The 25398-nt window shown below is 62.8% G+C and carries 21 protein-coding genes; 6 read left to right on the plus strand and 15 right to left on the minus strand.

Annotated features, from left to right (window positions below):
* Positions 1-11: 11 nt before the first annotated feature.
* The 3 genes from GQB00_RS16715 to GQB00_RS16725 are packed head-to-tail and all read right to left on the minus strand — an operon-like array spanning position 12 to position 4825.
* On the minus strand, positions 12-3161 hold the full coding sequence (locus GQB00_RS16715; protein WP_165857167.1) for an efflux RND transporter permease subunit: 3150 nt from the start codon (positions 3159-3161) through the stop codon (positions 12-14).
* Between the two features lie 2 nt (positions 3162-3163).
* The gene (locus GQB00_RS16720) at positions 3164-4258 is read right to left on the minus strand and encodes an efflux RND transporter periplasmic adaptor subunit (RefSeq protein ID WP_165857168.1); all 1095 of its coding nucleotides are present in this window, start codon (positions 4256-4258) and stop codon (positions 3164-3166) included.
* A gap of 27 nt (positions 4259-4285) precedes the next feature.
* Entirely contained in the window at positions 4286-4825 is a 540-nt protein-coding gene (locus tag GQB00_RS16725) for a DUF3833 domain-containing protein (protein WP_407657904.1), read from the minus strand.
* Between the two features lie 259 nt (positions 4826-5084).
* Here GQB00_RS16725 and GQB00_RS16730 point away from each other — a divergent pair, with 259 nt between their 5' ends.
* The 4 genes from GQB00_RS16730 to GQB00_RS16745 all read left to right on the plus strand — a co-directional run bounded on the left by GQB00_RS16730 (position 5085) and on the right by GQB00_RS16745 (position 9489).
* Positions 5085-6905 (plus strand): acyl-CoA dehydrogenase C-terminal domain-containing protein, encoded by a 1821-nt coding sequence (locus tag GQB00_RS16730; protein ID WP_165857169.1) that lies wholly within the window; start codon positions 5085-5087, stop codon positions 6903-6905.
* 225 nt (positions 6906-7130) lie between these two features.
* On the plus strand, positions 7131-8066 hold the full coding sequence (gene thpD, locus GQB00_RS16735) for an ectoine hydroxylase (protein ID WP_165857170.1): 936 nt from the start codon (positions 7131-7133) through the stop codon (positions 8064-8066).
* A 233-nt stretch (positions 8067-8299) separates the two neighbouring features.
* Positions 8300-8953, plus strand: coding sequence for a hypothetical protein (locus tag GQB00_RS16740; RefSeq protein ID WP_165857171.1), 654 nt, complete (start codon positions 8300-8302; stop codon positions 8951-8953).
* Positions 8950-9489, plus strand: coding sequence for a hypothetical protein (locus GQB00_RS16745; protein ID WP_111498398.1), 540 nt, complete (start codon positions 8950-8952; stop codon positions 9487-9489). The genes GQB00_RS16740 and GQB00_RS16745 overlap by 4 nt, the downstream gene beginning before the upstream one ends.
* A 34-nt stretch (positions 9490-9523) precedes the next feature.
* On the opposite strand, the gene GQB00_RS16750 is transcribed toward GQB00_RS16745, so the two are convergent.
* The 10 genes from GQB00_RS16750 to GQB00_RS16795 all read right to left on the minus strand — a co-directional run bounded on the left by GQB00_RS16750 (position 9524) and on the right by GQB00_RS16795 (position 21075).
* Complete coding sequence (locus tag GQB00_RS16750) at positions 9524-10318, minus strand: sulfite exporter TauE/SafE family protein (protein ID WP_165857172.1); 795 nt, start codon at positions 10316-10318, stop codon at positions 9524-9526.
* Positions 10315-11925: a gamma-glutamyltransferase family protein gene (locus tag GQB00_RS16755; RefSeq protein ID WP_165857173.1), complete on the minus strand. Its 1611-nt coding sequence runs from the start codon at positions 11923-11925 to the stop codon at positions 10315-10317. The genes GQB00_RS16750 and GQB00_RS16755 overlap by 4 nt, the downstream gene beginning before the upstream one ends.
* Before the next feature lie 4 nt (positions 11926-11929).
* Entirely contained in the window at positions 11930-12628 is a 699-nt protein-coding gene (locus tag GQB00_RS16760) for a GntR family transcriptional regulator (protein WP_165857174.1), read from the minus strand.
* The gene (locus tag GQB00_RS16765) at positions 12625-14310 is read right to left on the minus strand and encodes a dipeptide ABC transporter ATP-binding protein (RefSeq protein ID WP_165857175.1); all 1686 of its coding nucleotides are present in this window, start codon (positions 14308-14310) and stop codon (positions 12625-12627) included. Before GQB00_RS16765 ends, GQB00_RS16760 begins: the two co-directional genes overlap by 4 nt.
* A 10-nt stretch (positions 14311-14320) precedes the next feature.
* On the minus strand, positions 14321-15214 hold the full coding sequence (locus GQB00_RS16770; RefSeq protein ID WP_165857176.1) for an ABC transporter permease: 894 nt from the start codon (positions 15212-15214) through the stop codon (positions 14321-14323).
* A gap of 3 nt (positions 15215-15217) precedes the next feature.
* Positions 15218-16246, minus strand: a complete 1029-nt coding sequence (locus tag GQB00_RS16775) for an ABC transporter permease (protein ID WP_165857177.1) — start codon at positions 16244-16246, stop codon at positions 15218-15220.
* Between the two features lie 18 nt (positions 16247-16264).
* A complete protein-coding gene (locus GQB00_RS16780; RefSeq protein WP_165857178.1) occupies positions 16265-17878 on the minus strand; it encodes an ABC transporter substrate-binding protein in 1614 nt (537 codons plus the stop codon).
* Between the two features lie 268 nt (positions 17879-18146).
* A complete protein-coding gene (locus tag GQB00_RS16785; RefSeq protein WP_111498406.1) occupies positions 18147-18893 on the minus strand; it encodes a substrate-binding periplasmic protein in 747 nt (248 codons plus the stop codon).
* A 287-nt stretch (positions 18894-19180) separates the two neighbouring features.
* The gene (locus tag GQB00_RS16790) at positions 19181-19933 is read right to left on the minus strand and encodes a substrate-binding periplasmic protein (RefSeq protein WP_111498407.1); all 753 of its coding nucleotides are present in this window, start codon (positions 19931-19933) and stop codon (positions 19181-19183) included.
* Positions 19934-20205: 272 nt separating this feature from the next.
* Entirely contained in the window at positions 20206-21075 is an 870-nt protein-coding gene (locus GQB00_RS16795) for a LysR family transcriptional regulator (protein WP_111498476.1), read from the minus strand.
* A gap of 111 nt (positions 21076-21186) precedes the next feature.
* On the opposite strand from GQB00_RS16795, the gene GQB00_RS16800 reads away from it, so the two are divergent.
* Together GQB00_RS16800 and GQB00_RS16805 are read left to right on the plus strand one after the other, a co-directional pair.
* A complete protein-coding gene (locus GQB00_RS16800) occupies positions 21187-21903 on the plus strand; it encodes an AzlC family ABC transporter permease (protein ID WP_111498408.1) in 717 nt (238 codons plus the stop codon).
* Positions 21893-22201 carry an AzlD family protein gene (locus GQB00_RS16805; RefSeq protein WP_111498409.1) on the plus strand — a complete coding sequence of 103 codons (309 nt, stop codon included), beginning with the start codon at positions 21893-21895 and terminating at the stop codon, positions 22199-22201. Before GQB00_RS16800 ends, GQB00_RS16805 begins: the two co-directional genes overlap by 11 nt.
* A gap of 40 nt (positions 22202-22241) precedes the next feature.
* Here GQB00_RS16805 and mnmE read toward each other — a convergent pair whose 3' ends face one another.
* Positions 22242-23603, minus strand: a complete 1362-nt coding sequence (gene mnmE / locus GQB00_RS16810) for a tRNA uridine-5-carboxymethylaminomethyl(34) synthesis GTPase MnmE (protein WP_111498410.1) — start codon at positions 23601-23603, stop codon at positions 22242-22244.
* Between the two features lie 92 nt (positions 23604-23695).
* Entirely contained in the window at positions 23696-25396 is a 1701-nt protein-coding gene (gene yidC / locus GQB00_RS16815; protein WP_111498411.1) for a membrane protein insertase YidC, read from the minus strand.
* Positions 25397-25398 lie beyond the last annotated feature (2 nt).

The following is a 25398-nucleotide window of genomic DNA, read 5'->3' on the forward strand; positions in this document are numbered from 1 at the left end:
TGGATAAAACGTCAGGTCTCGTCCCGCCGCGGTGACTGCACCGACCCGGCCAGGGTGCCGGTGCTCCCCTGCCCCCGAATTTCCGCCTCCAGCGCCTTTTCCACCGCGTTGGTGGACTTGGCAAAGCGGGCGATCAGGTTGTACAGCACCGGAATGATGAACAGGGTCAGCGTGGTGGCGAAGATCAGCCCGCCCAGCACCACCGCGCCTATGGCCGCCCGACTTTCCGCGCCCGCGCCGGTGGCGATCACCAGCGGCACCGCGCCGAAAATGGTGGAAATGGTGGTCATCAGCACCGGCCGGAAGCGCAGGATGGCGCCTTCGACGATGGCGTCGTGGACGCTGCGGCCCTCATCCCGCAACTGGTTGGCGAACTCCACGATCAGGATACCGTTCTTGGCCATCAGCCCCAGCAGCATGATGATCCCGATCTGGCTGTAGATGTTCAGGCTGATGCCGGACCACCAAAGGGCCATGAGCGCGCCGGTGACCGCCAGCGGCACCGACAGCATGATGATCAGCGGGTGGATCCAGCTCTCGAACTGGGCCGCCAACACCAGGAAGACAATGATGAACGCCAGCACGAAGGTGATGTAGATGGCGTTGGAGGATTCCTCGAACTCCCGGCTCAGGCCCTTGTAGCTGATGCGCGCCTCCGGCGGCAGGTTATCCACAGCCAGCTGGTTCATGTAGGCCAGGGCCGACCCCAGGTCGTAGCCCGGCGCCAGCGAACCGCTGATCACCACCGCCGGCAGCCGGTCGATGCGGCGCAGGTCCGGGTTGGCGCCGATTTCCTGCAGGTTGACCAGCGCGCCCAGCGGAATCAGCTCGCCGCCGTCCCGGGGCCGCAGGAAGATGTTGTTCAGGTCGGAGGGCGTGGCCCGGTCGGCGTCCGCCGCCTGCAGGATCACGTCGTACTCCCGACCCCGGTCAATGTAAGTGGTCACCTGCCGCGAGGCCAGCATGGTCTGCAGGGTATTGCCCACATCCTGCACGGTAACGTCGAGATCGGCGGCACGCTGGCGATCCAGGCTGACCCGCAGCTCCGGCCGGGTCAGCTCGAAGTCGGTCTCCAGGTTGAGCAGATTGGGATTCTGCTTGGCCCGTTCCAGGATTTCCTCGCTCCAGGCCTGCACCGTGTCGTAATCCGGCCCGCCGATCACGAACTCGATGGGCTGGTTGAAACCGCGCTGCCCCAACCCCGGCGGGTTGACCGCCACCGAGCGCACGCCGGGCACTTCCGCCAGCTTGGGAAACAGCTGGGCACTCAGGTCCTGCTGCTTGATGTCGCGCTCGGCCCAGTCCGTCAGCCCCAGGATCAGGAAGGCGTTATCCGCTTCATCGCGGAAGCCGACGATGGCCAGCAGACGGTCCGCCACACCCTGCTCGAGGTAGGGCAGCAGGCGTTCCTCGATCTGGCGCACGTGATGATCGGTGTACTCCACCGTCGATCCGCGCGGTGCCTTGGTGGGCATGATGATGACGCCGCGATCCTCGGTGGGTGCCAGCTCCTGGGGCAGGCTGGGGAAAATCAGCGCCGACAGCAGGATGCCCGCCAGGCCAAGCCCCAGAACCAGGCCCGGCTGGCGCAGGGAGAATTTGAGCAGGCGTTCGTAGCCCCGGTTGAGGCCGTTGAACAGACGCTCGGAGAACGCCCACAGGCGATGGCCCTCGGCGGTTTCCGGGCTGTGCCTGAGCCACTTGGAGCAGAGCATCGGCGCCAGGGTCAGCGCCACCAGGCTGGAGACGATCACCGCGCTGGCCAGGGTAAAGCCGAATTCCCCGAACAGCCGGCCGATGTTGCCGCCCATGAAGGAAATGGGCACGAACACCGCCACCAGCGTCAGAGTGGTGGCGATCACGGCGAAGGCCACCTGCCGCGCCCCCAGGTAGGACGCCAGCAACGGCGGTTCGCCGTTGTCGATGCGGCGCTGGATGTTCTCCAGCATGACGATGGCGTCGTCCACCACCAGGCCGATGGCGAGGATGATTGCCAGCAGCGTCAGCACGTTGATGGAAAAGCCCATGATGCCCAGGCCGATGAAAGCGCCGATCACCGCCACGGGGATGGTCACCGCCGGAATCAGGGTGGCGCGCCAGGAACGCAGGAAAACGAAGATCACCAGGATGACCAGGGAGATGGCGATGCCCAGGGTGATCATCACCTCCTGGATGGAGGCGCGGATGAAGATGGACTCGTCGTAGCTCTGGCGGATCGACACTTCCGGCGGCAGGGTTTCGCGGATGTGCTCCATTTCCGCCCGCACCCGGTCGGACACCGCCACGGTGTTGGCCTTGGACTGGCGGATGATGCCCATGCCGATAGCGGTACGGCCATTGGCGCGCAGGCGGCTGGTATCGGATTCCACCCCCATCACCACATTGGCCACTTCGCCCAGGCGCAGCAGGTCGTTGCCGTCGCGGCGGATCACCAGGTTGCGGAACTCGTCCACGGTGGATAAGCGCCCCTCGGCGCGCACGGTGAAGTCGCGGTTGGTGGACTCAATGGACCCGGCCGGCAGTTCCACGTTATTGGCGCGCAGGGCCGATTCCACCTCCGACACGGTAATGTCGTGGGAAGCCAGCTTCTCCCGCTGCAGCCAGACGCGGATGGCGTAGCGGCGCTCGCCGCCGATCTGCACGTCCGCCACCCCGTCCAGCACCGACAGCCGGTCGGCCAGCACCCGCTCCGCGAAATCGCTGAGCTGGGCGGCGTCCCACTCGTCGCTCTGCAGGGTGACCCACATCATCGGGCGGGCGTCGGAATCCGCCTTGCGCACCACCGGCGCGTCGGCCTCGTCCGGCAGTTCGTCGGCCACCCGGGCGATGGCATCGCGCACGTCGTTGGCGGCCACGTCGATGTCGCGATCGGTGGTGAATTCGATGGAGGTGCGGGACTCGCCCTGCTCGGTACTGGACTCGATGGAACGGATACCCTCGACGCCACTGATGGCACCCTCGATCACCTGGGTGATCTGGGTGTCCACCACTTCCGCGGCCGCGCCGGTGTAGTCGGTGGCGATGGACACCTGGGGCGGGTCGATGTCGGGGTATTCACGCACCGGGAGCCCGCGCAGGGCGGCGATGCCGAACACCAGGATCAACAGGCTGATGACCGTGGCGAATACCGGTCGCTTGATGGACACATCGGAGAGGATCATGGTCAGCCTTCCTGACGGTCCGGCCAGCCACCGCCGATCAGGGCGTTCTCGCCTTCGATGACTTCCACGGCGTCGCCGCTGCTGAGTCGATCCTGGCCGGTAATGACCACGGCATCGGATTCGCTCAGGCCGCTGGCCACTTCCACCCGGCCGGGCGAGCGGGTGCCCAGCTCCACCGGCTGGCGCCGGGCCTGGCCGTCCACGGCGAGGAAGACGTACTGGCTGTCGCCGCGGGTCATCACCGCCTGCTCGGGAATCACCAGCGCACGGCGGGTGTCCAGGGTCAGGGACACGGCCATGAACAGTCCCGGCCGCAACACGCCGTCCGGGTTGTCGATCACCGCCTTGACCGGCAGCGAGCGGGTCAGGGGGTTAAGCCGGGAGTCCATTTCCGACAGGGCGCCGTCGAAAGAACGCCCGGCATAGGCGGCGGTACCCGCCCGCAGCGTCTGGCCCATGCTGATCTGGCCCAGGTAACGCTCGGGAATGGAAAACGTCAGCTCCATCGGGTCAATGGCATCCAGGGTGGCGATGCTGTCGCCGGCATCCAGGTAGGTGCCGACACTGACATCGGTGAGGCCAACCACACCGGCAAACGGCGCCCCGATGCGGTGGTTATCCAGGCGGGTGCTGGCGGCGATACGCTGGGCCTCCGCCACGCTCAGGGCGGTGCGCAACTCGTCCACCTCGGACTGGGAAATACTGCCGCGGCCCTGCAGGCGCGAGGCGCGATCGTACTTGGTGCGGGCATCGCGCAGCTGGGCTTCGGCCACCTGCAGGTCGGCGCGGGCCTGGCGGTCGTCGAGCTGGACCAGCAGCTGCCCCTTATCCACAGCGGCGCCCTCGTTAAAAGCCAGCGCCACCACCCGACCGCTGACTTCGGCACTGAGCACCACATCCTCACGCGCCTGCAGGGTACCGACGGATTCCACCACATCCTGCACCTCGGCCATGCGCGGATAGACCACATTCACCTTGCTGGCGGGTCGGGCCGCCTGCTGGCCCGACGCCTCGGTGCTCTGCTGCCACCAGACGCCACCGGCGCCGGCCGCGGCAATGACCAGGACGGCCACTGCGATCAGGATCTGTTTTCCCATAACGTCCTTCCATCGGTCCGGGCGGCCTCAGGGGCTCCGCCGCTGGATCACCAGCACCAGCTCGCCCACCGTCACGCCCCACTTGCTCATGCGGGTTTCGTTGATCACCGTGTCCGGCGTGACGGCAATCATCCAGTCGTCCATGCGGACATCGATGGTGTCGTCCCCGTACGGCACTCGCAGCACGTAATTCATGTGGATGGCGTTGCCACGCCAGCTCATGTGTCCCGGTTCCACCACGTCCCCGGCGGTCGCCCGATAGCCATCGCCGTCCGGGGTCAGCGTCCAGGTGCGGGTCTGCACCTCGCCGTCATCGAAGCGGAATACCTCGTCCAGCGTGCCCACACCCGCGCTGTCCCAACTGGCTTCGATATCCGCGTCGAAGGTGCGGATGACCGTGCCGCTGTAGTCTTTGACCACGCCCCGGGCCGTCAGTGCGCCGTTGAAAAATCCGCGCGGGGAGAGTGTCGGCTCGCGCCCGGCGTAATCGTTCAGGGACGGACTGACGCAACCGGCCGTGATCAACAGGGCAACCACCAGTGCCAGCCGTGCTCCCAGACGTCTCATATTACCTTTGCGTGCACTCATATGCATGAACCTTCAAAAAATTCTGATCGCCAATGATTGCTTTTCGATTACGCCCCCGAACCGCCGACGGACCAGTCGAAACGCCACCGTCATTTCGGCCAATTGACTCAACCGACAGGGGCCCGGGCGGTTTTCGTCAATGGCAGCCCACAGCGATTGTCGTACAACGAGCACAACCGCCTGGTCCGATGGATCAACGCAGCGTTTATTCCGCTATTCAGAACCGGAAGGTGAGACTATGCCGACCTACAAGGCGCCTGTGCGCGATATCAAATTCCTGTTGAATGAAGTGTTCGACTATCCAAAACACTACGCCTCGCTCAAAGCCGGCGAGCAGGCGACGCCGGACATCGTCGACGCCATTCTCACCGAGTGTGCGAAGTTCTGTGAGGAAGTCCTGAGCCCCCTGTACCAGTCCGGCGACGCCGAGGGCTGCAAGCTGGAAAACGGCGAAGTGACCACGCCGTCCGGCTACAAGGAGGCCTACCAGCAGTACGTGATGGGCGGCTGGCAGGGTTTGTCGGCGCCGGAAGAGCTGGGCGGCCAGGGCCTGCCCGCCTCCATGGGTCTGCTCAAACAGGAAATGATGGGCACCGCCAACTGGTCGTTCAGCATGTACCCGGGGCTGTCCCTGGGCGCCATGAACACCATCCAGCTGCACGGCGACGATCAGCAGAAGCAAACCTACCTGGTACCCCTGACCGAGGGTCGCTGGGCCGGCACCATGTGCCTGACCGAACCTCAGTGCGGCACCGACCTGGGCCAGGTCAAGACCAAGGCTGAACCTCAGGCCGACGGCAGCTACCGGATCACCGGTACCAAGATCTTTATTTCGTCCGGCGACCACGACCTGACCGAGAACATCGTCCACGTGGTGCTGGCGCGCCTGCCGGACGCCCCCAGGGGCACCAGGGGCATCTCCCTGTTCATCGTGCCCAAGTTCCTGCCGGATGCCGAGGGTGGCGTGGGCGAACGCAACGGCGTCAGCTGCGGCAGCCTGGAAAAGAAGATGGGCATCAAGGCCTCCGCCACCTGCGTGATGAATTTCGACGACGCCACCGGCTACCTGATCGGCCCGGAGAACGAAGGCCTGAACTGCATGTTCACCTTCATGAACACGGCCCGCATCGGCACCGCCATCCAGGGCGTGGGGCCGGCGGAGCTGTCGTACCAGTGGGCGCTCGACTACGCCAGGGACCGGCGCTCCATGCGCGCCCTGTCCGGCAAGAAGGAGCCGGACCAGGTGGCCGACAGCCTGATCCACCACGCCGACGTGCGGCGCATGCTGCTCACCCAGAAGGCCATCGCCGAGGGCGGCCGGGCCATGCTCTATTACTCCGCGCGCCTGGCGGACCACATGGTCGAAGGTCACCTGGACGGCGATGACAAGAAGGTCGAGACCTACGACGACAAGCTCGGCTTCCTGACCCCGATCCTCAAGGGCTTCCTGACCGAGATGGGTTACGAGGCGGCCAACCTGGGGATGCAGGTGTTCGGTGGCCACGGTTACATCAGCGAGCACGGTATGGAACAGATCGTGCGCGACACCCGCATCGCCACCCTGTACGAGGGCACCACCGGCATCCAGGCGCTGGACCTGCTGGGCCGCAAGGTGATGCTGATGACCCAGGGCGGCGCGGTGCGCGAGTTCACCCTGCGGGTCTCCAACTTCGCGCGCAAACACGTGACCAACAAGGCCCTGCGTCCCTACGCCTGGGAGCTGCTCAAGCTGGCCGCCCAGTGGAACCTGCTGACGGTTCGCCTGATGCTGGCCGCGCGCAAGGACCGGGACGTGATCAGCGCCGCCGCCCACGACTTCCTGATGTTCAGCGGCTACGTGACCATGGCCTACATGTGGGCGCGCATGGCGGTGGTGGCCCATGAACGCCTGGAGAAAGGCGGCGAAGAGTCCGAGGATTTTTACCGCGCCAAGCTGGCCACCGCGGAGTTCTACTACGACCGCCTGCTGCCCCGCGCCCAGGCCCACGCCACCAGCATGCTGACCCCCACCCGCAACCTGATGCAGCTGAATGCGGACGACATGACCTTTACACACTGAGCCGGGCGGGCGGTTATCCACAGGCTGCTCGTCAACCCGACTCCATTGTGTTATCCACAGATCCCGGCCCGCGCCGGGATTTTTCGTTTTGAAATCCGGGGGTTGAAACTTATCCCCAACGCCCTAACCTCACTCACGCATTCATTCGCCAACGAGGTGACTCACGACGTTATTCGCTAACACGCGTTGAGCTTTCGTGCTCGCAAAAAAGTAGGAGGTTCGATCATGGACATTCGATCTGACGACTTTTATCCCACCCGCCTGGAACGTCCACAAGCACGCTTCGACCGGCTCGATCCGGTTATCCACAGCCAGGGCAGCGCCCGCCAGGACGGCCCCCTGAGCGAAACCGAACTGGCCCGGTACGAGCGCGACGGGTTCCTGGTGTTCGACCGCTTCCTCGACGAAACCACTGTCCGGAGATTCCGCGAGGACCTGCGCCGGTATGAGGACGACGAGGCGATCCTGCGGTCCGAGGGCACCATCACCGAACCCGGCAAGCAGGAAATCCGCTCGATATTCAGCATCCATGAGCTGTCCGACCGCTTCGACCGCCTGACCCGCGATCCACGCATCCTCGACATGGTGCATCAATTGCTGGGCAGCGACGCTTACATCCACCAGTCCCGCATCAACTACAAGCCCGGGTTCCACGGCAAGGGCTTCGACTGGCACTCGGACTTCGAAACCTGGCACGCCGAGGACGGCATGCCGCGCATGCGCGCCGTCAGCTTTTCCATCGCCCTGACGGATAACACCCCGTTCAACGGCCCGCTGATGCTGGTCCCCGGTTCCCACAGGCAGTTTATCCCCTGCGTCGGCCGCACCCCGGAGGACAACTACCAATCCTCCCTGAAAAAGCAGGAACTGGGCGTGCCCAGCCAGGGTGACCTGAACGACATGATCGACCGCCATGGCATCCAGGCGCCCACCGGTCCCGCCGGCTCGCTGATCATTTTCGAGTGCAACACGCTGCATGGCTCGAACGCCAACATGTCCCCCTGGCCGCGCAGTAATCTGTTTTTCGTCTACAACAGTGTGGAAAACCGCCTTGAAGCGCCCTTCTGCGGCAACAAATCACGCCCCGACTTCCTGGGCAGCCGTGCCAATACCGAGGCACTGACGCCCTTATCGCAGGACCCACTGACCCGGGTCGGATAAGGACTGGGCCGCTTTTGCCCAGGCCCCGAAAGCCGGCCAGGCGATGTGTCGCAATCCACATTCCGAGGGCCATCGTGGTGTCGCGGCTTGTCGACTGGCGCTTTTGCATCTAAACAGTAGGCAGACCAGCGTCCGGATCCGACAAGCCGAGCCCGAGCCATGACCGCCTGTGGATAACGTCGCCGCGGCGGACGTTCGGATCTGGATTCTCTTCCTCAGCGCAAGGACACGCCATGACCCGACTTATCCACAGCTGGCCCCTGCTTGGCCTGCTCGCCAGCGTTCTCTGGCTCAGCGCCTGCTCCGGCCCGCAACCCACGTCGTCCACAACCGTGACCGAGAGCAGTCAGCTCCGTGGCGAGCCCTCCGGCTCCTACGATTCGATCATCACCCTGGCGGTCACCGCCAATCAGGAATACCGCCGCATCATTGAACGCACCCTGGCCGCCAAGCTGATCGATCGGGGTTTTGAGGTAGCGCGCCTGGCGGACGATGACCTGACCTGGGACGATCCCGAACAGCTGACCCGGACGGTCAACGACCTGGCCGCGCGAGCCGGTGCCGACGGTGTCCTCATCACGACCCTGGTGCGTGAGGAAGGCGAGCAGAACTACGTGCCCATGCAGGTGATCCAGCGTCCGATCAGCGTGGGGTTCGGCGCCCACGCCCAGACCTACATGGATACCACTGTGGCGCCGGGTTACTATGAACAGACGCGAACCTACGTGCTCAAGACCACCCTGTTCGACACCGCTTCCGGGCAATCGGTCTGGGAGCTCTACTCCAACACGGTCAATCCGGGTTCGCTGGAGTCGGCTGCACGGGATTACGCCGTGGCTGTGGCCGAAGTCCTCAACCAAGACGTTCAACACGGAAGTCGCCCATGATCCACACGCATTGCGGCCTGATCGGCCTGTTGTCCTGTACGCTGCTGGCCGGTTGCAGCGGCTGGCAATCCGTCTCCCTGGGTAGCGACGATCCCTGCGCCAGCCTGCAGGCTGTGGTCGCCGACTATCCCGACGGCTTTGCCAGCTACCGCGGCAAGGCCTCGAGCTACAACCTGCTTACCGTGTACCGGGCCAAGGAACAACTGGTCAGCGGCCATTGTGAAATCTGGGCCTGGGACCAGACGGACGCCGCCTATGCCTGCAACCTCAACGCCCCCAACGCCGAGGTCGCCGAGCAACGCTGGCAGAAGACCGATCAGTTCGTGCAGCAGTGCCTGGGTGCCGACTGGGAACGGACCGAATTCTCCCGCGAGCGCAACGGCGATGCCGCCGGAAACGGCAGCCGTTACGCCCCACCGCAGGGCGAGCCAGTGGTGTCTGTCCACAGCATCAGCCGCAGCGGCGGCCCGCGCACGCAGCGGACCACCAGCCTCTACATCGGCAGCCCGGCGCGTGTGGATAAGTTGACGGAATAAACCCGTCGGCCGACCGGGTCCGTTAACCGATGGGTCAGAGCGCGTTGATCAGCATCCGCGTCGCGACCAGGAACAGCAGCGCACCGAAACAGCGTTTGAGGGTCGGCGCGGGAATGCGGTGACTCAACGCCACGCCGAGCGGCGCGGTGATCACGGTAAAGCCGGCGATCAGCGCCGCGGCAGGCAGGTAAACGTAGCCCAGCGACCCGTCCGTGATGGTCGTGTTCCAGCCGGAGATCACATAGCCGATGGTCCCGACCAGCGCCAGGGGCAACCCCAGGGTGCTGGAGGTGGCCACGGCCCGCTGCATGGGCACGTTAAAGAACACCATCAGCGGCACCATCACATTGCCACCACCAATCCCTGCCAGACCCGATAGCGTTCCGCTGAACAGCCCCAGCACCGAGGTGCCGGCCGGCCCCGGCATCGAGCGGGACGGATTGGGTGTCCACTTGCTGAGCATGATGATCGACACCAGCAACAGGAAGCAGGCAATGCCCACCTCCAGCACCACCGGCGGCAACTGACCGGCAATAAAACCGCTCAGGAAGCTGCCTGCGACCACCAGCAGGGCCCAGCGCCGGAAGATCGACCAGTCCACGGCCTGGCGTTTGATCTGGGCCCGGGCCGCCGAGATGGACGTAAAGATAATCGTACACAGGGAAGTGGCAACCGCCGAGATCACGATGTAATCGGCGGGAAAGCCCTGACCGGCCAGGATCATCACCAGCGCCGGAACGATGACCACGCCCCCGCCGATGCCCAACATGCCGGCCAGGATGCCAGCCACGATACCCAGGCCGGAACAGGCCAGAATCATTTCCATCATGCTTTTTCTTCCATTGTTTCAGTGGATTGGCCCAGACCGATTCCCTGGCCTCGTGGATCATGCATCGCTTCCCGGACGCCATTCGGACGTACCCGGATCGCCCCGGCCTGGCCGGAGAACGGGCTGAGTTCGGGCAGCCATTCCACGTCGTGGCCTCGTGCTCTCAACGACCTGGCCACATCATGGCCGGCCGGCTCTTCCAGTTTCAGGTTCTCGGTGCTGCCAAAGAAACTGCGGCCCTGCAGAAACCGCGGCGCGTGAAGGGCCGCTTCCAGAGACTGGCGATGGTCGATCAGTTGCGTCGCCAGTACCATCTGTGTCTGGGGCTGACCGTCGCCGCCCTGGGTGCCGAAGTAAAGCTGTTCGCCATCGTCTGCCAGGTAGCAGGACGGGTTCAGCGTGTGCGCGGGCCGCTTCCCCGACGCCCAGCAGTTTGGATGCTTCGGGTCAGGATGGAAGCCCGCCGCCCGGTTCAGCCACAGTACGCCGGTGTCGCCCACCAAACAGCCGGACCCGAAATCGTGAAACAGGCTCTGGATCAGGCAGGCGGTACGTCCGTTGCGGTCGCTGGCGGCCAACCAGACCGTGTCCGCCGGTTGCGCGGGCTCCCGCCAGTGGACGGCGCGCCCGGGGTCAATGCGAGCAACGTCGGCATCCGCCTGCGCTGTGGATAACTGAGACGGGCCATCCAGCCCGGACCACCGCGGATCGCACAGCTCGCGGTTGCGATTCACCAGCTGTTGCTTGATGGCTTCGACCAGGTAGTGATAGTAATCGGCTCCCAGGTTGGGCAGGCCGGCCAGGTCGATGCGATCCAGCGCGTGCAGCGCGCGCAAAGTGTACAGGCCTTGGCTGGGCGGCGGTATATTAAACAGTGAGCCCTGCCGGTAGCGGATACGCAGCGGCTCGACCCACTGGGCCACTGTTCGTCTCAAGTCGGTCCGGTTCAGGCCGTTGCCCAGGGCCGCAAACCCCTCGGCCAGGGCGTCACCGATGTCGCCGTCGTAGAAGTCGTCCACACCGGCCGCAGCCAGGCGACGCAAGGTCGCGGCCAATTGCGGCTGGCGCAGGCGGTCGCCTTCGTGGAGCAGATGTCCTGCGCGGTTGTAGCAGAGCTTGTGCAGGTCAGGCAGGTCGGCAATCAGCTCGGCACGCTGCTGCTGCCAGAACACCTGGCTGGCGGACACGCCACAGCCCTGTTCCGCCAGCCCAATGGCGGATTCCAGCAGATCCGGCCAGGTCATTCGCGAGTGCCAGCGATGGCGGCTCCAGTCGTGGGCCATCGACCAGCTGCGCAGGGCGCCGGCGGTCGTGGCGGCCGACGCCGGCCCCCGTTCGCTGATCCCGCCGCCATCCGGCAGGCGCTGGCCGGCCTGACCGAGACCCAGGATGGCGTCCACCCGGTGCCCGTCACTGAGCAGCCACATGGCGTCGCCGCCCAACCCGGTCATGTGTGGATAAACGGCACAGAGCGTGGCGCTGGCGGCCAGAGCCGCATCAATGGCACTGCCACCGGCGTCAAGGATGGCCAACCCCGATTCACTGGCCCGTGCATCGGGCGTGCAGATCACACCCCCTGTGGATATCGCGGTCTGTGGATAAGTCATCGCGTCACGCCCCACTCGCCGAGGACGCCTGTCCCGGCGGCCGGTGCTCGGCAACAAACTCAGCCGTCATGGCGCTGACCGTCTGGACATGCAGGCGCATCAGCCGCGCCACGCCATCCGCGTCGCCCGCGACGACGGCCTGGACGATGGCCTCATGCTCTTCCCAGGAACGGCTCATGCGGTTGTGCAGCCGGAACTGGGCCCGGCGGAATGGCGCCAGCCGGGTGCGGGTGGCGATCGCCAGGTCCTGCAGCTGCGGGCTCTGCGCCGCCTCGAAGATCAGGTCGTGGAACGTCTGGTTGAAGCGGGCGTAGGCATCGGTACAGCCATCGCGCACCAGGTGTACCGAATCCCGATGGATCTGTTGCAGGCGTTCGCGCTGCTCCCGGTTCATACGCAGCGTTGCCAGCCGCGCCAGGGCCGCCTCCAGCTCTGCCATGGCTTCGTACAGGTCGGTCAGCGCTTCGGGGGACAGGGTTGCCACCACCACCCCACGATTGGGACGGTGGGTCACCAGGCCCATCGCCGCCAGGTGACCGAAGGTCTCCCGGATGGGCGTCCGCGAGACGCCAAAGCGCCCGGCCATGCCCTGAGCATCCAGCTTGGTGCCGGGAACCAGGCGGCCGCTGACAATGTCATCGGCCAAAGTCTGGACGATCGCGTCCACCACGGTTCCCTTGCGCACGGTGGGTTCTGAAGTCATACGTCGGTTACTTCCCTGCGACTTTCGGGCGGATGAGGAATGGCCGCCAGCAACTGGCGGGTGTAGTCCGAGGCCGGGTTGTCCAGCAATTGCTGCGACTCGCCCTGCTCGACGATGGCGCCGTTCTGCATCACCAGAATCCGGTCACACAGCAGGCGCACCACGTTGAGGTCGTGACTGATGAACAGGTAGCTCATACCCAGCCGGTGCTTGAGATCCTCCAGCAGGTTGAGTACCACCGCCTGGACGGAGACGTCGAGCGCGGCGGTCGGTTCGTCGAGGATCAACAGGCGCGGCTCCAGGGCAATGGCCCGGGCGATACCGACCCGCGCTTTCTGTCCACCGGACAGCTGGTGAGGAAAACGGTCCAGAAGATGACGCGGCAAGCCGACCAGATCCGCCAGTTCCTCCACCCGCCGATCGCGATCGACGCGGGTTAAGCCTCGCCCGAGCCGACGCAACGGATCGCTGATGGAGCGGGCCGCGGACCAGCGGGGATTGAGGCTGTCGGTGGGGTCCTGGAACACCATCTGCAGCTTGCCGCGTAACGGATGCGCGGCGAACCGGGCGCTGGAGATCTCACCGATATCCTCACCGGCAAAGCGGATTTCTCCGGAGGTTGCATCCAGCAATCGCATGATCATCGCCGAGGTGGTGGATTTTCCACAGCCGCTTTCGCCCACCAAACCCAGGCTTTCGCCTTCGTGAATGGTCAGGGACAGGTCGTTAACCGCCAGATGGCCGCCCGCGGCACCCGGCTTGCCGAACTGCTTTTTCAGGTGACGGATCTCGAGCAGCGGGTCCCCAACCCGGACCTCAGTCGGCAACGACTGGGCCTGGGCCCGCAAGGCGGGCGGCAACAGATCCCGTACCTGGGAATCCCGGTGCGGGGTGGCTTGCAGCAACTGACGTGTGTAGGGCTGTTGCGGGTTGTGGAAAAGTTCGGCGGCCGCGTTTTTTTCCACAACCCGCCCCTTCTCCATGACCACGAGGCGATCGCAGTAGGCCGCCGCCAACCCGAGGTCATGGGTAATCAGGATGGTGGCCATGCCGTACTCGCGGGTCAGCTCGACAATCAAATCCATCACCGCCTTCTGGGTGGTCACGTCCAGGCCTGTCGTCGGCTCGTCGGCAATCAACAATTGCGGCCGGCACGCCAGGGCCATGGCAATGACCACCCGCTGGCACATGCCGCCGGACAACTCGAACGGATAGGCGTGGAAACGCTTTTCCGGATCGCGGATTTTTACCGACCGCAAAATATCCACAGCCTTATGCACAGCGTCCCCACGGGTGGCCTGACTGTGCTGGATCAGTACGTCGGCGACTTGCTGGCCGACCTTGCGGATAGGGTTCAATGCGGCCCGCGGGTTCTGGAAGATCATCGAAATCTCGCGCCCGCGCAGGTCGCGCATGTCTTTTTCCCGGGCCTTGTGCAACTCCATCCCGCCGTAGACGATGCGGCCGTTGGCGATGCGCCCGGCGCGGTCGAGAATCCGCATCACGGCATAGGACGTCACCGACTTGCCCGACCCGGACTCGCCGACAATGCCCAACGTCCGGCCCTTGGCGAGGTCCAGCGACACGTTATCGATAGCTCGCACGATGCCGTTACGTGTGGAAAAGTCCACACTCAGGCGCTGGACGTCCAGCAGTGGTACCGTTTGCTGTGTCTCCGTCATCGCAGGCTCCTCAGGTCCGGCGCAGGGGATCGACCAGATCCCGCAGGCCGTCCCCGATCAGGTTGAAAGTGAACACCGCCAGCATCAGCGCGAGTCCCGGGAACAGGGCCAGCCACCATTCACCGGAAATGATGAAGTTGGCGCCCTCGGCGACCATGATCCCCCACTCCGGCGTCGGTGGCTGGACGCCCAGCCCGATGAACGACAGGCCGGCGGCGTTGAGGATGGCCCAGCCCATGTTCAGGGAAATCTGCACCATCATCGGCGGCAGGGTGTTGGGAAACACATGCCCGAACAGCACCCGCAGCTCCGAGTTTCCCGACAGCTGAGCCGCCTGTACGAAACCGGCATTGCGGCGGATACTCACTTCGGCCCGGGCCATCCGGGCGTAGAACGGCAGGTTGATGATGGCGGTGGCGTAGACGATGTTTTCCACCGTATTACCGGCCGCAGCCACAATCCCCATCGCCAGCACGAACAGCGGGAACGCCATGATCGTGTCCACCAGGCGTCCGGTGATGCGGTCGGTCCATCCTCCGAAGTAGCCGGCGAAAGCCCCCGTCACGGATCCAATCAGGAACGATATCGCCACCGCCGATACGGAAATCAGCAGGTCCAGCCGGGTGGCCACGACAACCCGGGAAAACACATCGCGGCCCAGGTGGTCGGTGCCGAACCAGTGACTGGCGCTGGGCGCCTGAAGCGCCGGCCCCACGCCTGTGGCCAGCGGATCGAAGGGCACCAGCACCGGCCCGAGAATGGCCATCAGCACGAACAGGGCGAACAATCCGAACGCGAGGCCGGTCATCGGGTTGTCGGCCATCACGTGCTTGAGGTGCGCCCAATAGCCCGAACGGGCCCGTTGATCGGACACCGGCGGCTTGGCGGGCGTTGCAGCGGTCATGAATCAGGCCTCCTCGCCCACACGGGGATCAATCAGGGTGTAGACGACGTCGATCAGCAGGTTCAGACCAACGAACAACAGCGCCATGCACAGGACAAAGCCCTGCACCGCGGCGTAGTCCGAGACCACCAGCGCTTCCACGGCGAAGGAGCCGATCCCCGGCCAGGCGAAAACTTTTTCCACAAGCACGTTGGCCCCCAGCAGAAACGAGAACACCATGCCCAGCGTCGTCACCACCGGCAGCAATGCGTTGCGGAAGGCGTAGGTGATCAGCACACGGCGGCCGCTCAGTCCCGCGGCCCGAGCGGTACGAACATAGTCACTGCCCAGGGTCTGCAGCATCGCCGCCCGGGTCATCCGCGCAATCGGAGCGAGCACGAACAGCGCCAGGGTCACCAACGGCAGGGCCATCTGCGCCAGGGCAGCGCGGAACACCTCCCAGTCACCGGCAATCAGCGCGTCGATGGTATAGAAACCAGTGACCGACTCCGGCGGCAGATAGAAGATGTCGAGCCGCCCCATGGGCGCCGGCGCCCAGCCCAGCAGGTAATAGAAGACGTACATCAGCGCCAGACCGGTGAAGAAAATGGGCAGCGACACCCCGGCAGTCACCAGGAAACGGCACAGGTGATCGATCCAGGTGTTGGGGCGCGTGGCCGCCATCACACCCAGTGGAACGGCAATCAGAAAGGCCAGCAACAATGCTCCGAGGGTCAGCTCCAGGGACGCGGGCAGTCGCGTCGCCAGCTCGGCGGACACCGTCTGGCCGGTGGAGATGGCCGTGCCCAGATCCCCCTGCGCCAGGTCCCCGACGTAGTCAACGAACTGGACCGGCAGTGGCTGGTCCAGGCCAAGGTTCTTGCGTACGGCCTCGATCGACTCCTGGTCCGCCATCTGTCCGGCGAAGTACGCCGCCGGATCTCCCGGCAGCGCCCGAGTCAGCAGGAAACAGACCACCAGGATGCCGAACACCGTGGGAATCGCCTGCAGCAGACGCATCCCCACCCGGCGGCTCTTCAATGCCAGGGACATGATTGGCTCCTTACGGAATCAGGCGGGTTTCAGCGGTCGTACATCCATCTGGCGATGGAACCAGTATTCGTAGCCCTGCACATCGGCATTCAAGGCCACGTTGAGCGTCGGCTGCCAGAGGGGGATCCGCGGAATGTCGTCAAACGCCAGCTCAATCATGCGGGTAACGTTGGGTGCGTAGCGCGGATCGTCCATGGGCATGTCCAGGGTCTGCTCGACCAGACGGGCCATTTCCGGGTTGTCGTAGTTGTAGGAGTTGAACAGGTTGCCCTTGATATAAGCCCAGAAGAAGTAATAGTCCGGCGTGTTGAGCCAGCCGCCGAAGTTCTCCATGTGCAGGGGCAGTTTCTTTTCCACAAGGGCAATGGTGCGCCAGTTGGCGCCGGGAATCTTTTCCAGGGTGGCCTTGATTCCAATCTTGCCCAGTCCCTGCTGGACCAGCAGCGCAGCCGGCTCAGCCCAGTCCGCCTGGGACAGGCTGAACGACAGGGGCACCTCAAAACCGTCCTTGTAATCGGTCTGGCCCAGCAGTTCCCGCGCCTTCTCCAGGTTGTAGTCGTACGGCGAACGCTGGGGCCAGGCAATGTTATCCACAGAGGAGGAGCCTCCCCACATGGGAACGCCCTGTTGGTAGGCTGCCTGCTCAAAAATGGACTGATAGGGAATGGCCCAGGCAATGGCCTGACGCACCCGCTTGTCCTGGAAAGGCTCGAAGTTCAGGTTGGTGCACAGGGAATAGATGCAGTTCTCGATGGGGGTACTGACCACCTTCACGCCCGGCTTGCTCGCCAGCTCCCTGGCGTCCTTGTTGGGAATGTTCTGGGAAACCGAGACGTTGCCCCGCTCGATCAGGGCGCGACGGGTCGACTGGGCCGGGATTTCACGCACAATCACACGGCTGAAGCCGGGCTGCGGTCCGCTGGCCCAGTCTTCGTTGCGGGTATAAACCAACTGCTGTCCGGGATCCCAACGACTGATCTGGAACGCCCCGGAACCGGCCGGGTTGCGATGCAGGTACTCCGTCGCCCAGGGGTCCTGGTCGGTGGCGTGAGCCCGGGCGACGGTAGCGTTGATGACGATCGGAATCGGTGTTGCCAGATCCGGCAGCGACAGTTTCGACGCAAACGGCAGGGTGATGCGAAACGTTTTGTCGTCCACCGCCTCGAACTGCTCGGGGCTGGTAAAGCGTCCAGCTTTCATTTGCACCGTTGGGAAGCCGCCGAGGGACACTGCCCGGTCGAAGGACCATTTCACGTCGTGCGCCGTGACCGGTTTGCCGTCCCAGAAGGTGGCGTCCTTACGCAACTCGAAGGTCATCACGGTGCCGTCATCGCTGAGATGCCAGGATTCGGCCAGCTCCGGCTGTACGTCGCTGTAATCGTAGGACAGGGAGCCGTCCTCCAGTGTCTTGGTACCAAAGGTTACCAGCCGGTCGTAACAGTTGATCGCAACTTGGTAGCTGTCGCGATTGGTCCCGCTCCTGTGGATATCCAGACTGTTGATCGTGCCACCGAACACAACGACGGCCGTGTCCTGCCCCGCAGCCTGGGCGGGAATGGCTTTCATCAAAGGCAGAACACTGGCACCCAGCGACAGGGCCGAAACCCCTTTAACGAATTCGCGACGCTTCATTTTGCATGCTCCATGAATAATATTTTCAAGGATTGCATGCAGTGCATGTGCCACTATTAAATCAAAAAGAAAAAATATCTATAAAACAATAACTTGAACACAAATAATGGACTCCGTAACGAGCCCAGAATTAACGCCAGTCGGTCTTTAAGGGAGTCTGAGCGGGCAGCCCCCGACAGCAATGCACCATCCAAGAACAGGAAATTGCATACAAAAAAGCACCTGGGGGCAAAAACCCGCAGGTGCTTTTCTGGAAAAACGGTAGGAATTAAAGGCCGTACTTGTCCTCGATCGCTTCATACATACCGGATTCGTGGACCTGACGCAGCGCTTCCTTCAATTCATCCACAATCTCGTCGGACGTGGCCGGGTTCATGGCCAGGTAGAGTTCGGTCTTGTTGAAGGAATAGACGGGTACCAGGCCCTCAACGTCCTGCTGGGAAGCGAAGTACGGGCCGGCCAGACGGTCGGCGATCCACAGGTCGATCTGCTCCAGTGCCAGACGCTTGGGGTTAAGGTCGTCGCTGTCGAGCTGGGATACGGTGTAGCCGCGCTTGAGCAGGTACTGGGTCATGACGTCACCGCGATAGCCGCCGATGGTCTTGCCCTTGGCATCTTCCAGTTCGTCCATCTCGATGTCGCTGCCCGGAGGTGCGAATACCGTCCACAGGTTATGGGTCAGTGGCCCCACCCACTTGAATTTCGGAGCGCGATCCTCGGTGTAGGTGGTGCAGAATATACCGTGGTTGGGCTTGTCCAGGACCCGGTTGTAGCCGTAGTCCCAGTTGCGCAGCTTCATCACGTATTCGAGGTCGGTGTGGGACATGATGGCCTTGACCATCTCGGTGCACAGACCGTCGATGTCCTCCCCCTTGTGCTCGAACGCGCGGCCGGAAGCGCTCATGTTATACGGGGGGAAATTCTCGGTGTAGAAATAGAGCTTGTCCGCAGCCTGGACTCCCATCGGGGACAGCAGGGACGCAGAGAGCAGGCACAGGGCTAGCAGTTTTCGCATTTTGGGTACTTCTCCGTCGCATGGAATGACACCCGAAACCACGGGTGGCCACCACTGCGAACCGGTCTGTTCCCCGAGCTGGCCGGGGGTCCAATGGCGAGCCCAATGATCCGGATGATAAAAAACGGAAAAAGTCTACCCCAAGGCCGGGGCGCAATGCGTCAGCTTCCCTGTTCGTTTTTGTAAATCAATTTCTGTTAAACCACTGAATCTGGATGCAAAAAAACGTGAAATCGCGAGTATCCCGCATGACCCGGCGGCCCACCAACTGGTAACCGCCGTCCCGGTTACAAGCCGTATTTGTCTTCGATCGCTTCGTACAGGCCATTGCTGTGGATAGCTTCCAGGCCGGCCTGAAGTTTATCCACAATCGCGTCCGGGGTTTCCGGGTTCATGGCGAGATAGAGGTCGGTCTTGTTGAAGGAAAAGATCGGTTTGATGTTTTCCACATCCTGCTGCGAGGCAAAGTAGGGGCCACCCAGCCGATCGGCCAGCCAGACATCGATCTGTCCCAGCGACAGGCGTTTGGGGTTGAGTTCGTCGCTGTCCAGTTCCGACACCTTGTAGCCATGCTTCTCCAGGTAGACCGCCTTGACGTCATTGCGGTAGCCGCCGATTGTCAGCCCTTTGACATCGCTGAGCTTGTTGACCTGGAGCGTGCTGTCGTCCCGGGCAAACAGAGTCCACAGATTGTGGGTCAGCGGGCCCACCCACTTGAACAGCGGCTTACGGTCGTCGGTCAGGGTGGTGCAGAAGAGACCGTGGTTGGTTTTGTCCAGGACGCGGTGGTAACCGTAATCCCAGGTCCGCAGCTTCATGCGGTATTCCAGGTCGGTCTCGGCCATGATGGCCTTGACCATTTCGGTACACAAGCCGTCTATATGGTCTCGCTTGTGCTCGAACGCCCGACCGGACGCGCTCATGTTATAGGGCGGGAAATTCTCGGTGTAGAAGTAGAGTTTGTCATCGTCGGCATGGACCACCGTAGCGGGCAGCAGCCAGGCGCAGAAGAGTGAGCAAACAACCAGGAACTTGCTCATGCGTTGTGTCTCCAGAGGTACGTCGGTTCACGGTTGGAACAGGCGTTTTCCCCTGTGCATAGACCGAGCCACAATAAAGCGGGAACGTTAAGACCTTCTGGTTATTAACTTTTTTCACTGCTCAAGTTCGATGCCAGCAGCCAGATAGCCGCCTGCCCGCCCACTTCTGGTTCAGGCCGCGCTCGGCTGGTGCAGGACCTCGTTCCAGACATGAGAACGTCGGAATGCTCATGGTTCGGATGGCATCGACGACACAATACCCGCTAATCCGTCTAGGACCCGCCTGACAGGCGGAGTGTCCGTACCAAGAGGTCATAAAGGCTATTCACGGCTGGAGACCCCAGTGATTCCCAGCTCCGGTAGACAGAGACTTCCATTGGCTCCAGCGGACCAAGGCCATGATCGCTCCCCAGGATCTCCAGATGGTCTGGCGTACTGCACTGGGTCAACACCGCAACGGCGAGCCCGCTCTCAACGGCTGCGACCTGACCCGCCACGCTGGAGCTTTCGTACACCACCCGATAGCGACGCCCCTGCAGTGCAAGCGTTTTAATGGCACAGCGTTTCGCGAGACTGGAGCTTTCATATACCGCGATAGGCAACGGGTCGCGTCGCCATACCTCGAACTGCGGCGATCCCACCCACACCAACGGCTCATGAAACAACACCGCTCCATGACGCGGATGCTCCCGCGAAACCAGCGCCATGTCCAATTCGCCTCGCTCAACGCGGGGTATCAACAATGTCGACTGCTCACATACCAACTCGATTTCCACCGAGCCATGGTATGGCGCAAATCGTTTCAGTACCGGAGTAAAGTACTTGGCGGCATAGTCATCAGGAACACCTAACCGGATGCGACCAGTCAATTCATCGCCATGAAAAGCCGCCTGAGTCTCAGCGTGGAGATCGAGCATTCGGCGAGCGTAGCCCAACAGCTTTTGCCCCTCAGGGGTTAGTTGGTGTTGGCGGGGCCCCCGCAGCAACAGCCGGCACCCCAAGGCGGCTTCCAGCTTTTTCAGTTGCATGCTAACAGCCGACTGGGAGCGATGGACTTCCGGTGCCGCCGACGAGAGCGATCCAGCATCCACGACAGCAACAAAGCACTTGAGCCAGTCAACCTGCAAATTTTGATACGCCAAGCGGACCCCCACTATTAGAAAACCGAATACCAACCTGTCAAATTATGCGCTTCTTAAATTTAATCGCCAAACCTATAGTGCTCTCAAGTGAATACAGTGGCAGGGGGGAGCATGGTAACGACCGACAAGGAGCTCCATCAGCTCGACAGGTGGCTGGTGTGGTCAGGCTTTAAACAACTTATTCCGATTTCGATCTTCGTCACCCTGTTCGGGGCGGCCTTCGGACTGGCGGCCCGGCAGACCGGGCTGGATGGCATGCTCACACTCGCTTTGAGTGCGTTGGTTTTCTCCGGCTACGCGTTGTTCGCGCTGCTCGACCAGTGGGGAACACAGATTCCGTTATTTACCATGTTATTGACGGCCTTTGCGATCAATGCCCGCCACCTCTTGATGGGGGCCACACTCTATCCCTGGCTGCGTCACCTACCCTGGCCAAAACGCTACGGCATAATGCTGGTCGCTTCCGATGCCAACTGGGCGATGTCCATGCAGGCCTTTGGTCGGGGCCAGCCTGGGTTGGGACTCTTGCTGGGCGGTGGCTTGGCCATCTGGCTCTTCTGGGTAATGGGTACCTGGATCGGTATTTACTTTGGCAATATCCTCAGCGATCCCAAAAGCCTCGGTTTGGATATGGTGGTGGGGTGCTTCCTGCTTACGATGGTAGTTGGCGGTGAAAAGAGCCCTCGCACGCTATTCATCTGGACCGTTGCGGCCACTACATCCTTACTGGCTTACCACTATTTGCCTGAAAACAGTCATGTCGTCGCAGGCACGCTGGCGGGTGGGTTCGCGGGGATACTCAAGAGGTCACAAAACGATGGGCATTGAAACCTCAGGCAGCGGCATTCTCATTATCGTACTACTGATGGTGGGGGTCACGGTGGCCACGCGCTGGGGCGGCGTCTACGCAATGTCTATCGCCCCCATCAACAATCGGGCCAAACAGTTCATCAACGCCATGTCCGGCTCAGTGCTGGTTGCCCTGATCGCCCCCATGGCAGAAACCGGGGACATCGGTACCCGCTGGGCATTGCTGGCGACAGCCGTGGTTATGCTGCTTTCGAAAAAGCCGTTACTGGCTATCACGTGCGGTATAGCAACGGCGGCGTTAGTGAGGCATTGGTAGGGGTGTTCCGCGCGTCGCACTGCCCCCCGGATCGACAACGTCACTTGCCAATACAGAAACTGCCGAAAATCTTGCCCAGCAGATCGTCCGGCGTCATGGCGCCGGTGATTTCCCCCAGGGCGTCCTGGGCCTGACGCAGGTCTTCGGCCAGCAGCTCGCCGGCACCGAACCCTTCCAGTTGGGCCTGACCCTGGATCATGGCATCGCGAGCCTTTTCCAGGGCCACCAGATGGCGCCGCCGCGCCAGGAACCCGCCTTCGGTGGTGGTGGCGTAGCCCATGCAATCCTTCAGGTGATCGCGCAGCACCTCGATGCCATCACCGGCCTTGGCGGCGATACGGATCACCGGCGCCAACGGATTGTCTTCATAGCCAACATTTTCATGGGACAGGTCGACCTTGTTGCGGATCACGGTCAGCGGCGCGTTCTCGGGCAACCTGTGGATAAAGTCCGGCCAGATGGCTTCCGGGTCCACCGCGTCGGTGGTGGTGGCGTCGACCATCAACAGGATGCGGTCGGCCTGCTCGATTTCCTCCCAGGCTCGCGCAATGCCGATCCGCTCCACCTCGTCCGGGCTGTCGCGCAGGCCGGCGGTGTCGATCACGTGCAACGGCATCCCGTCGATGTGGATATGTTCGCGCAGCACGTCCCGGGTGGTGCCCTCGATTGCCGTGACGATGGCCGCCTCGCGCCCGGCCAGGGCATTGAGCAGGCTCGACTTTCCCGCATTGGGCCGACCGGCGATCACCACCCGCATGCCGTCGCGCAGGATCGTCCCCTGCTGGGCTTCGCCGAGAATGCCTTCCAGCTCGTCCATCAGTTGCTGCAGATCACCGGCCACCTTGCCGTCCGCCAGGAAATCGATTTCCTCCTCGGGAAAATCAATCGCCGCTTCCACATAAATGCGCAGGTGAGTCAGGTTATCCACAAGCGATTCGATGCGCTGGGAAAAGGCCCCCTGCAGGGAGCGCATGGCGCAGCGGGCGGCCTGCTCGGAGCTGCTTTCGATCAGGTCGGCGATGGCCTCGGCCTGGGTCAGGTCCATCTTGTCGTTGAGGAACGCCCGCTCCGAAAACTCACCGGGCCGCGCCAGCCGCGCGCCCTGCTCACAGACTTCCCGCAGCAGCAGGTCCAGGATCACGGTGCCGCCGTGGCCCTGCAGTTCGAACACGTCCTCGCCGGTGAACGAATGCGGGTTGGGGAAAAACAGCCCGATCCCCTCGTCGATCACCGAGCCATCCCGCGCCAGGAATGGACCATAGTGCGCGTAACGCGGCCTGGGGATAAATCCCAGCACCCGCTCGGCGATGGTCCCGGCATCGGGCCCGGACAGACGGATGATGCCGACGCCGGCCCGGCCGGGGGCGGTGGCAATGGCGGCAATGGTGTCGGTGGCGGTCATGGGCGATCCAGAAGGCAGATTCCAGGGATTGGGGGCATGCTAAACGAAACAGGGCTCCTTGCGGAGCCCTGTGTGTGCCGTTGTTGCGAGGATCAGGCCTTGCTGGCAGCCATTCCCTCGGATTCGATCTTGCGCGTGATGTAGTACTGCTGCGCGATCGAAAGCACGTTGTTGACCAGCCAGTAGAGCACCAGACCGGCCGGGAACCACAGGAAGAAGATGGTGAAGACCAATGGCATCAGCTTCATCACCTTCGCTTGCATGGGGTCCGGCGGTGTCGGGTTCAGGCTCATCTGGATGAACATGCTGATGCCCATCAGGATCGGCAGCACGAAGTAGGGATCCATCACCGACAGATCGTGTATCCACAGGAAGAAAGGCGCGTGCCGGAGCTGGACGCTCTCGAACAGAACCCAGTACAGGGAAATGAACACCGGCATCTGCACCAGGATCGGCAAACAGCCGCCCAGCGGGTTGATCTTCTCCCGTTTGTACAGGGCCATCATTTCCTGAGACATCCGCTGACGGTCGTCGCCGTACATTTCTCGCAGGCGGGTAAGCTGCGGTGCCACCGCGCGCATGCGGGCCATGGACCGGTAGCTGGTCGCGGACAGCTTGAAGAACAGCGCCTTGACCGACACCGTCAACAGGATGATGGCGATGCCCCAGTTGGCGAAGATGCTGTGGAACCAGTTCAGCACGATGAACAGCGGGTGCGCAATGAAGAACAGGAAGCCGAAGTCGACCGTACGATCCAGGTTCGGGGCCACGCCTTCCAGGCGATCGATGATTTTCGGGCCGACGTAGGCGCGGGCGCCCACTTCCGCCTGCTCACCGGGCGCCACCTGGGTGGAACCGCTGACAAAGCCCATCACCGTCAGGTTGTTACGCTGGGTGGTCTGGTATTGGTGCTGAGTGTCCGCGTCCGGAATCCAGGCGCTGATGAAGTAGTGCTGCAGGAACGCCACCCAGCCACCTTCGGCGGTGCGGTTGATGGGCTGCTCCTTGATGTCGTCGAAATCGTATTTCTGGTACGGGTCTTCGTCGGTGCTCAGCACCATGCCCAGGAACGCCTTGATACCCAGGCTCTGTTGGGCGGTGGGATCGGGGCTGTTGTCGCGCACGATCTTGCCGGCGAAGTTGCCCTGCCAGGGCTCGCCTGACTGGTTGTCGATCAGGTAACGGACGTCGATTTCGTAGCTGTCGCGCTGCAGGGTGTAACGCTTGGTGACTTTGACGCCGCTGTCGCTGGTGAAGGCGAGATCCACCGTCAGGGTGTCAGCGCCCTCGTCCAGCGTATAACGATCCGCCTTGGCCTGGTAGGTGGGCACCGGACCGTTGCGCGAGGCGTCAAAGCCGTCCCGACCGATCAGGCCGCTTTCCAGTACATAGGTTCGGAAGTCATTGTTCTGCAAAAGCTCCAACGGGTTGGGCTTGTTCAGGGATTCCTTGTACTGCAGCAGTGAAGCGCGCGTGATATTACCGCCGCGCAGGTCAATGGCCAGATCCAGCACGTCGGTACGAACCTCGATCTGTTGGCTGGCGTCGGCGTCCTGCGTGGTACTGCCGGCAACCTGGGTCTGCCCCTGATCCTCCGGCGTGCCGAACTCGTTGCCGGTATCGCCGGTGGCGGATGGGCTGTCCAGTGCCGGGGCCTGCTCACCATTCTGGGACTGGGAGCTCTGGGCCACCGGGGTTTCCGGCGTCTGGTGATAATCTTCGTTCCAGGCGAGCACCATCATGTAACTGACAATGGCAAGGCCTATCCAGAGGATCGTTTTTTGAATATCCATAG

This window comes from Marinobacter sp. JSM 1782161 (genome assembly GCF_011421605.1).
Taxonomy (GTDB): domain Bacteria; phylum Pseudomonadota; class Gammaproteobacteria; order Pseudomonadales; family Oleiphilaceae; genus Marinobacter_A; species Marinobacter_A bohaiensis.

Excerpts from the sequence above, each read along its gene's own strand:
- GQB00_RS16755 (WP_165857173.1), bottom strand. The coding sequence starts at position 11,925 with ATGACTTATCCACAGACCGCGATATCCACAGGGGGTGTGATCTGCACG.
- yidC (WP_111498411.1), bottom strand. The coding sequence starts at position 25,396 with ATGGATATTCAAAAAACGATCCTCTGGATAGGCCTTGCCATTGTCAGT.
- GQB00_RS16760 (WP_165857174.1), bottom strand. The coding sequence starts at position 12,628 with ATGACTTCAGAACCCACCGTGCGCAAGGGAACCGTGGTGGACGCGATC.
- GQB00_RS16805 (WP_111498409.1), top strand. The coding sequence starts at position 21,893 with ATGGGCATTGAAACCTCAGGCAGCGGCATTCTCATTATCGTACTACTG.
- GQB00_RS16775 (WP_165857177.1), bottom strand. The coding sequence starts at position 16,246 with ATGTCCCTGGCATTGAAGAGCCGCCGGGTGGGGATGCGTCTGCTGCAG.
- GQB00_RS16780 (WP_165857178.1), bottom strand. The coding sequence starts at position 17,878 with ATGAAGCGTCGCGAATTCGTTAAAGGGGTTTCGGCCCTGTCGCTGGGT.
- GQB00_RS16800 (WP_111498408.1), top strand. The coding sequence starts at position 21,187 with ATGGTAACGACCGACAAGGAGCTCCATCAGCTCGACAGGTGGCTGGTG.
- GQB00_RS16785 (WP_111498406.1), bottom strand. The coding sequence starts at position 18,893 with ATGCGAAAACTGCTAGCCCTGTGCCTGCTCTCTGCGTCCCTGCTGTCC.
- GQB00_RS16750 (WP_165857172.1), bottom strand. The coding sequence starts at position 10,318 with ATGATGGAAATGATTCTGGCCTGTTCCGGCCTGGGTATCGTGGCTGGC.
- GQB00_RS16745 (WP_111498398.1), top strand. The coding sequence starts at position 8,950 with ATGATCCACACGCATTGCGGCCTGATCGGCCTGTTGTCCTGTACGCTG.
- thpD (WP_165857170.1), top strand. The coding sequence starts at position 7,131 with ATGGACATTCGATCTGACGACTTTTATCCCACCCGCCTGGAACGTCCA.
- GQB00_RS16725 (WP_407657904.1), bottom strand. The coding sequence starts at position 4,825 with ATGAGACGTCTGGGAGCACGGCTGGCACTGGTGGTTGCCCTGTTGATC.
- GQB00_RS16720 (WP_165857168.1), bottom strand. The coding sequence starts at position 4,258 with ATGGGAAAACAGATCCTGATCGCAGTGGCCGTCCTGGTCATTGCCGCG.
- mnmE (WP_111498410.1), bottom strand. The coding sequence starts at position 23,603 with ATGACCGCCACCGACACCATTGCCGCCATTGCCACCGCCCCCGGCCGG.
- GQB00_RS16790 (WP_111498407.1), bottom strand. The coding sequence starts at position 19,933 with ATGAGCAAGTTCCTGGTTGTTTGCTCACTCTTCTGCGCCTGGCTGCTG.
- GQB00_RS16765 (WP_165857175.1), bottom strand. The coding sequence starts at position 14,310 with ATGACGGAGACACAGCAAACGGTACCACTGCTGGACGTCCAGCGCCTG.
- GQB00_RS16770 (WP_165857176.1), bottom strand. The coding sequence starts at position 15,214 with ATGACCGCTGCAACGCCCGCCAAGCCGCCGGTGTCCGATCAACGGGCC.
- GQB00_RS16740 (WP_165857171.1), top strand. The coding sequence starts at position 8,300 with ATGACCCGACTTATCCACAGCTGGCCCCTGCTTGGCCTGCTCGCCAGC.
- GQB00_RS16730 (WP_165857169.1), top strand. The coding sequence starts at position 5,085 with ATGCCGACCTACAAGGCGCCTGTGCGCGATATCAAATTCCTGTTGAAT.
- GQB00_RS16715 (WP_165857167.1), bottom strand. The coding sequence starts at position 3,161 with ATGATCCTCTCCGATGTGTCCATCAAGCGACCGGTATTCGCCACGGTC.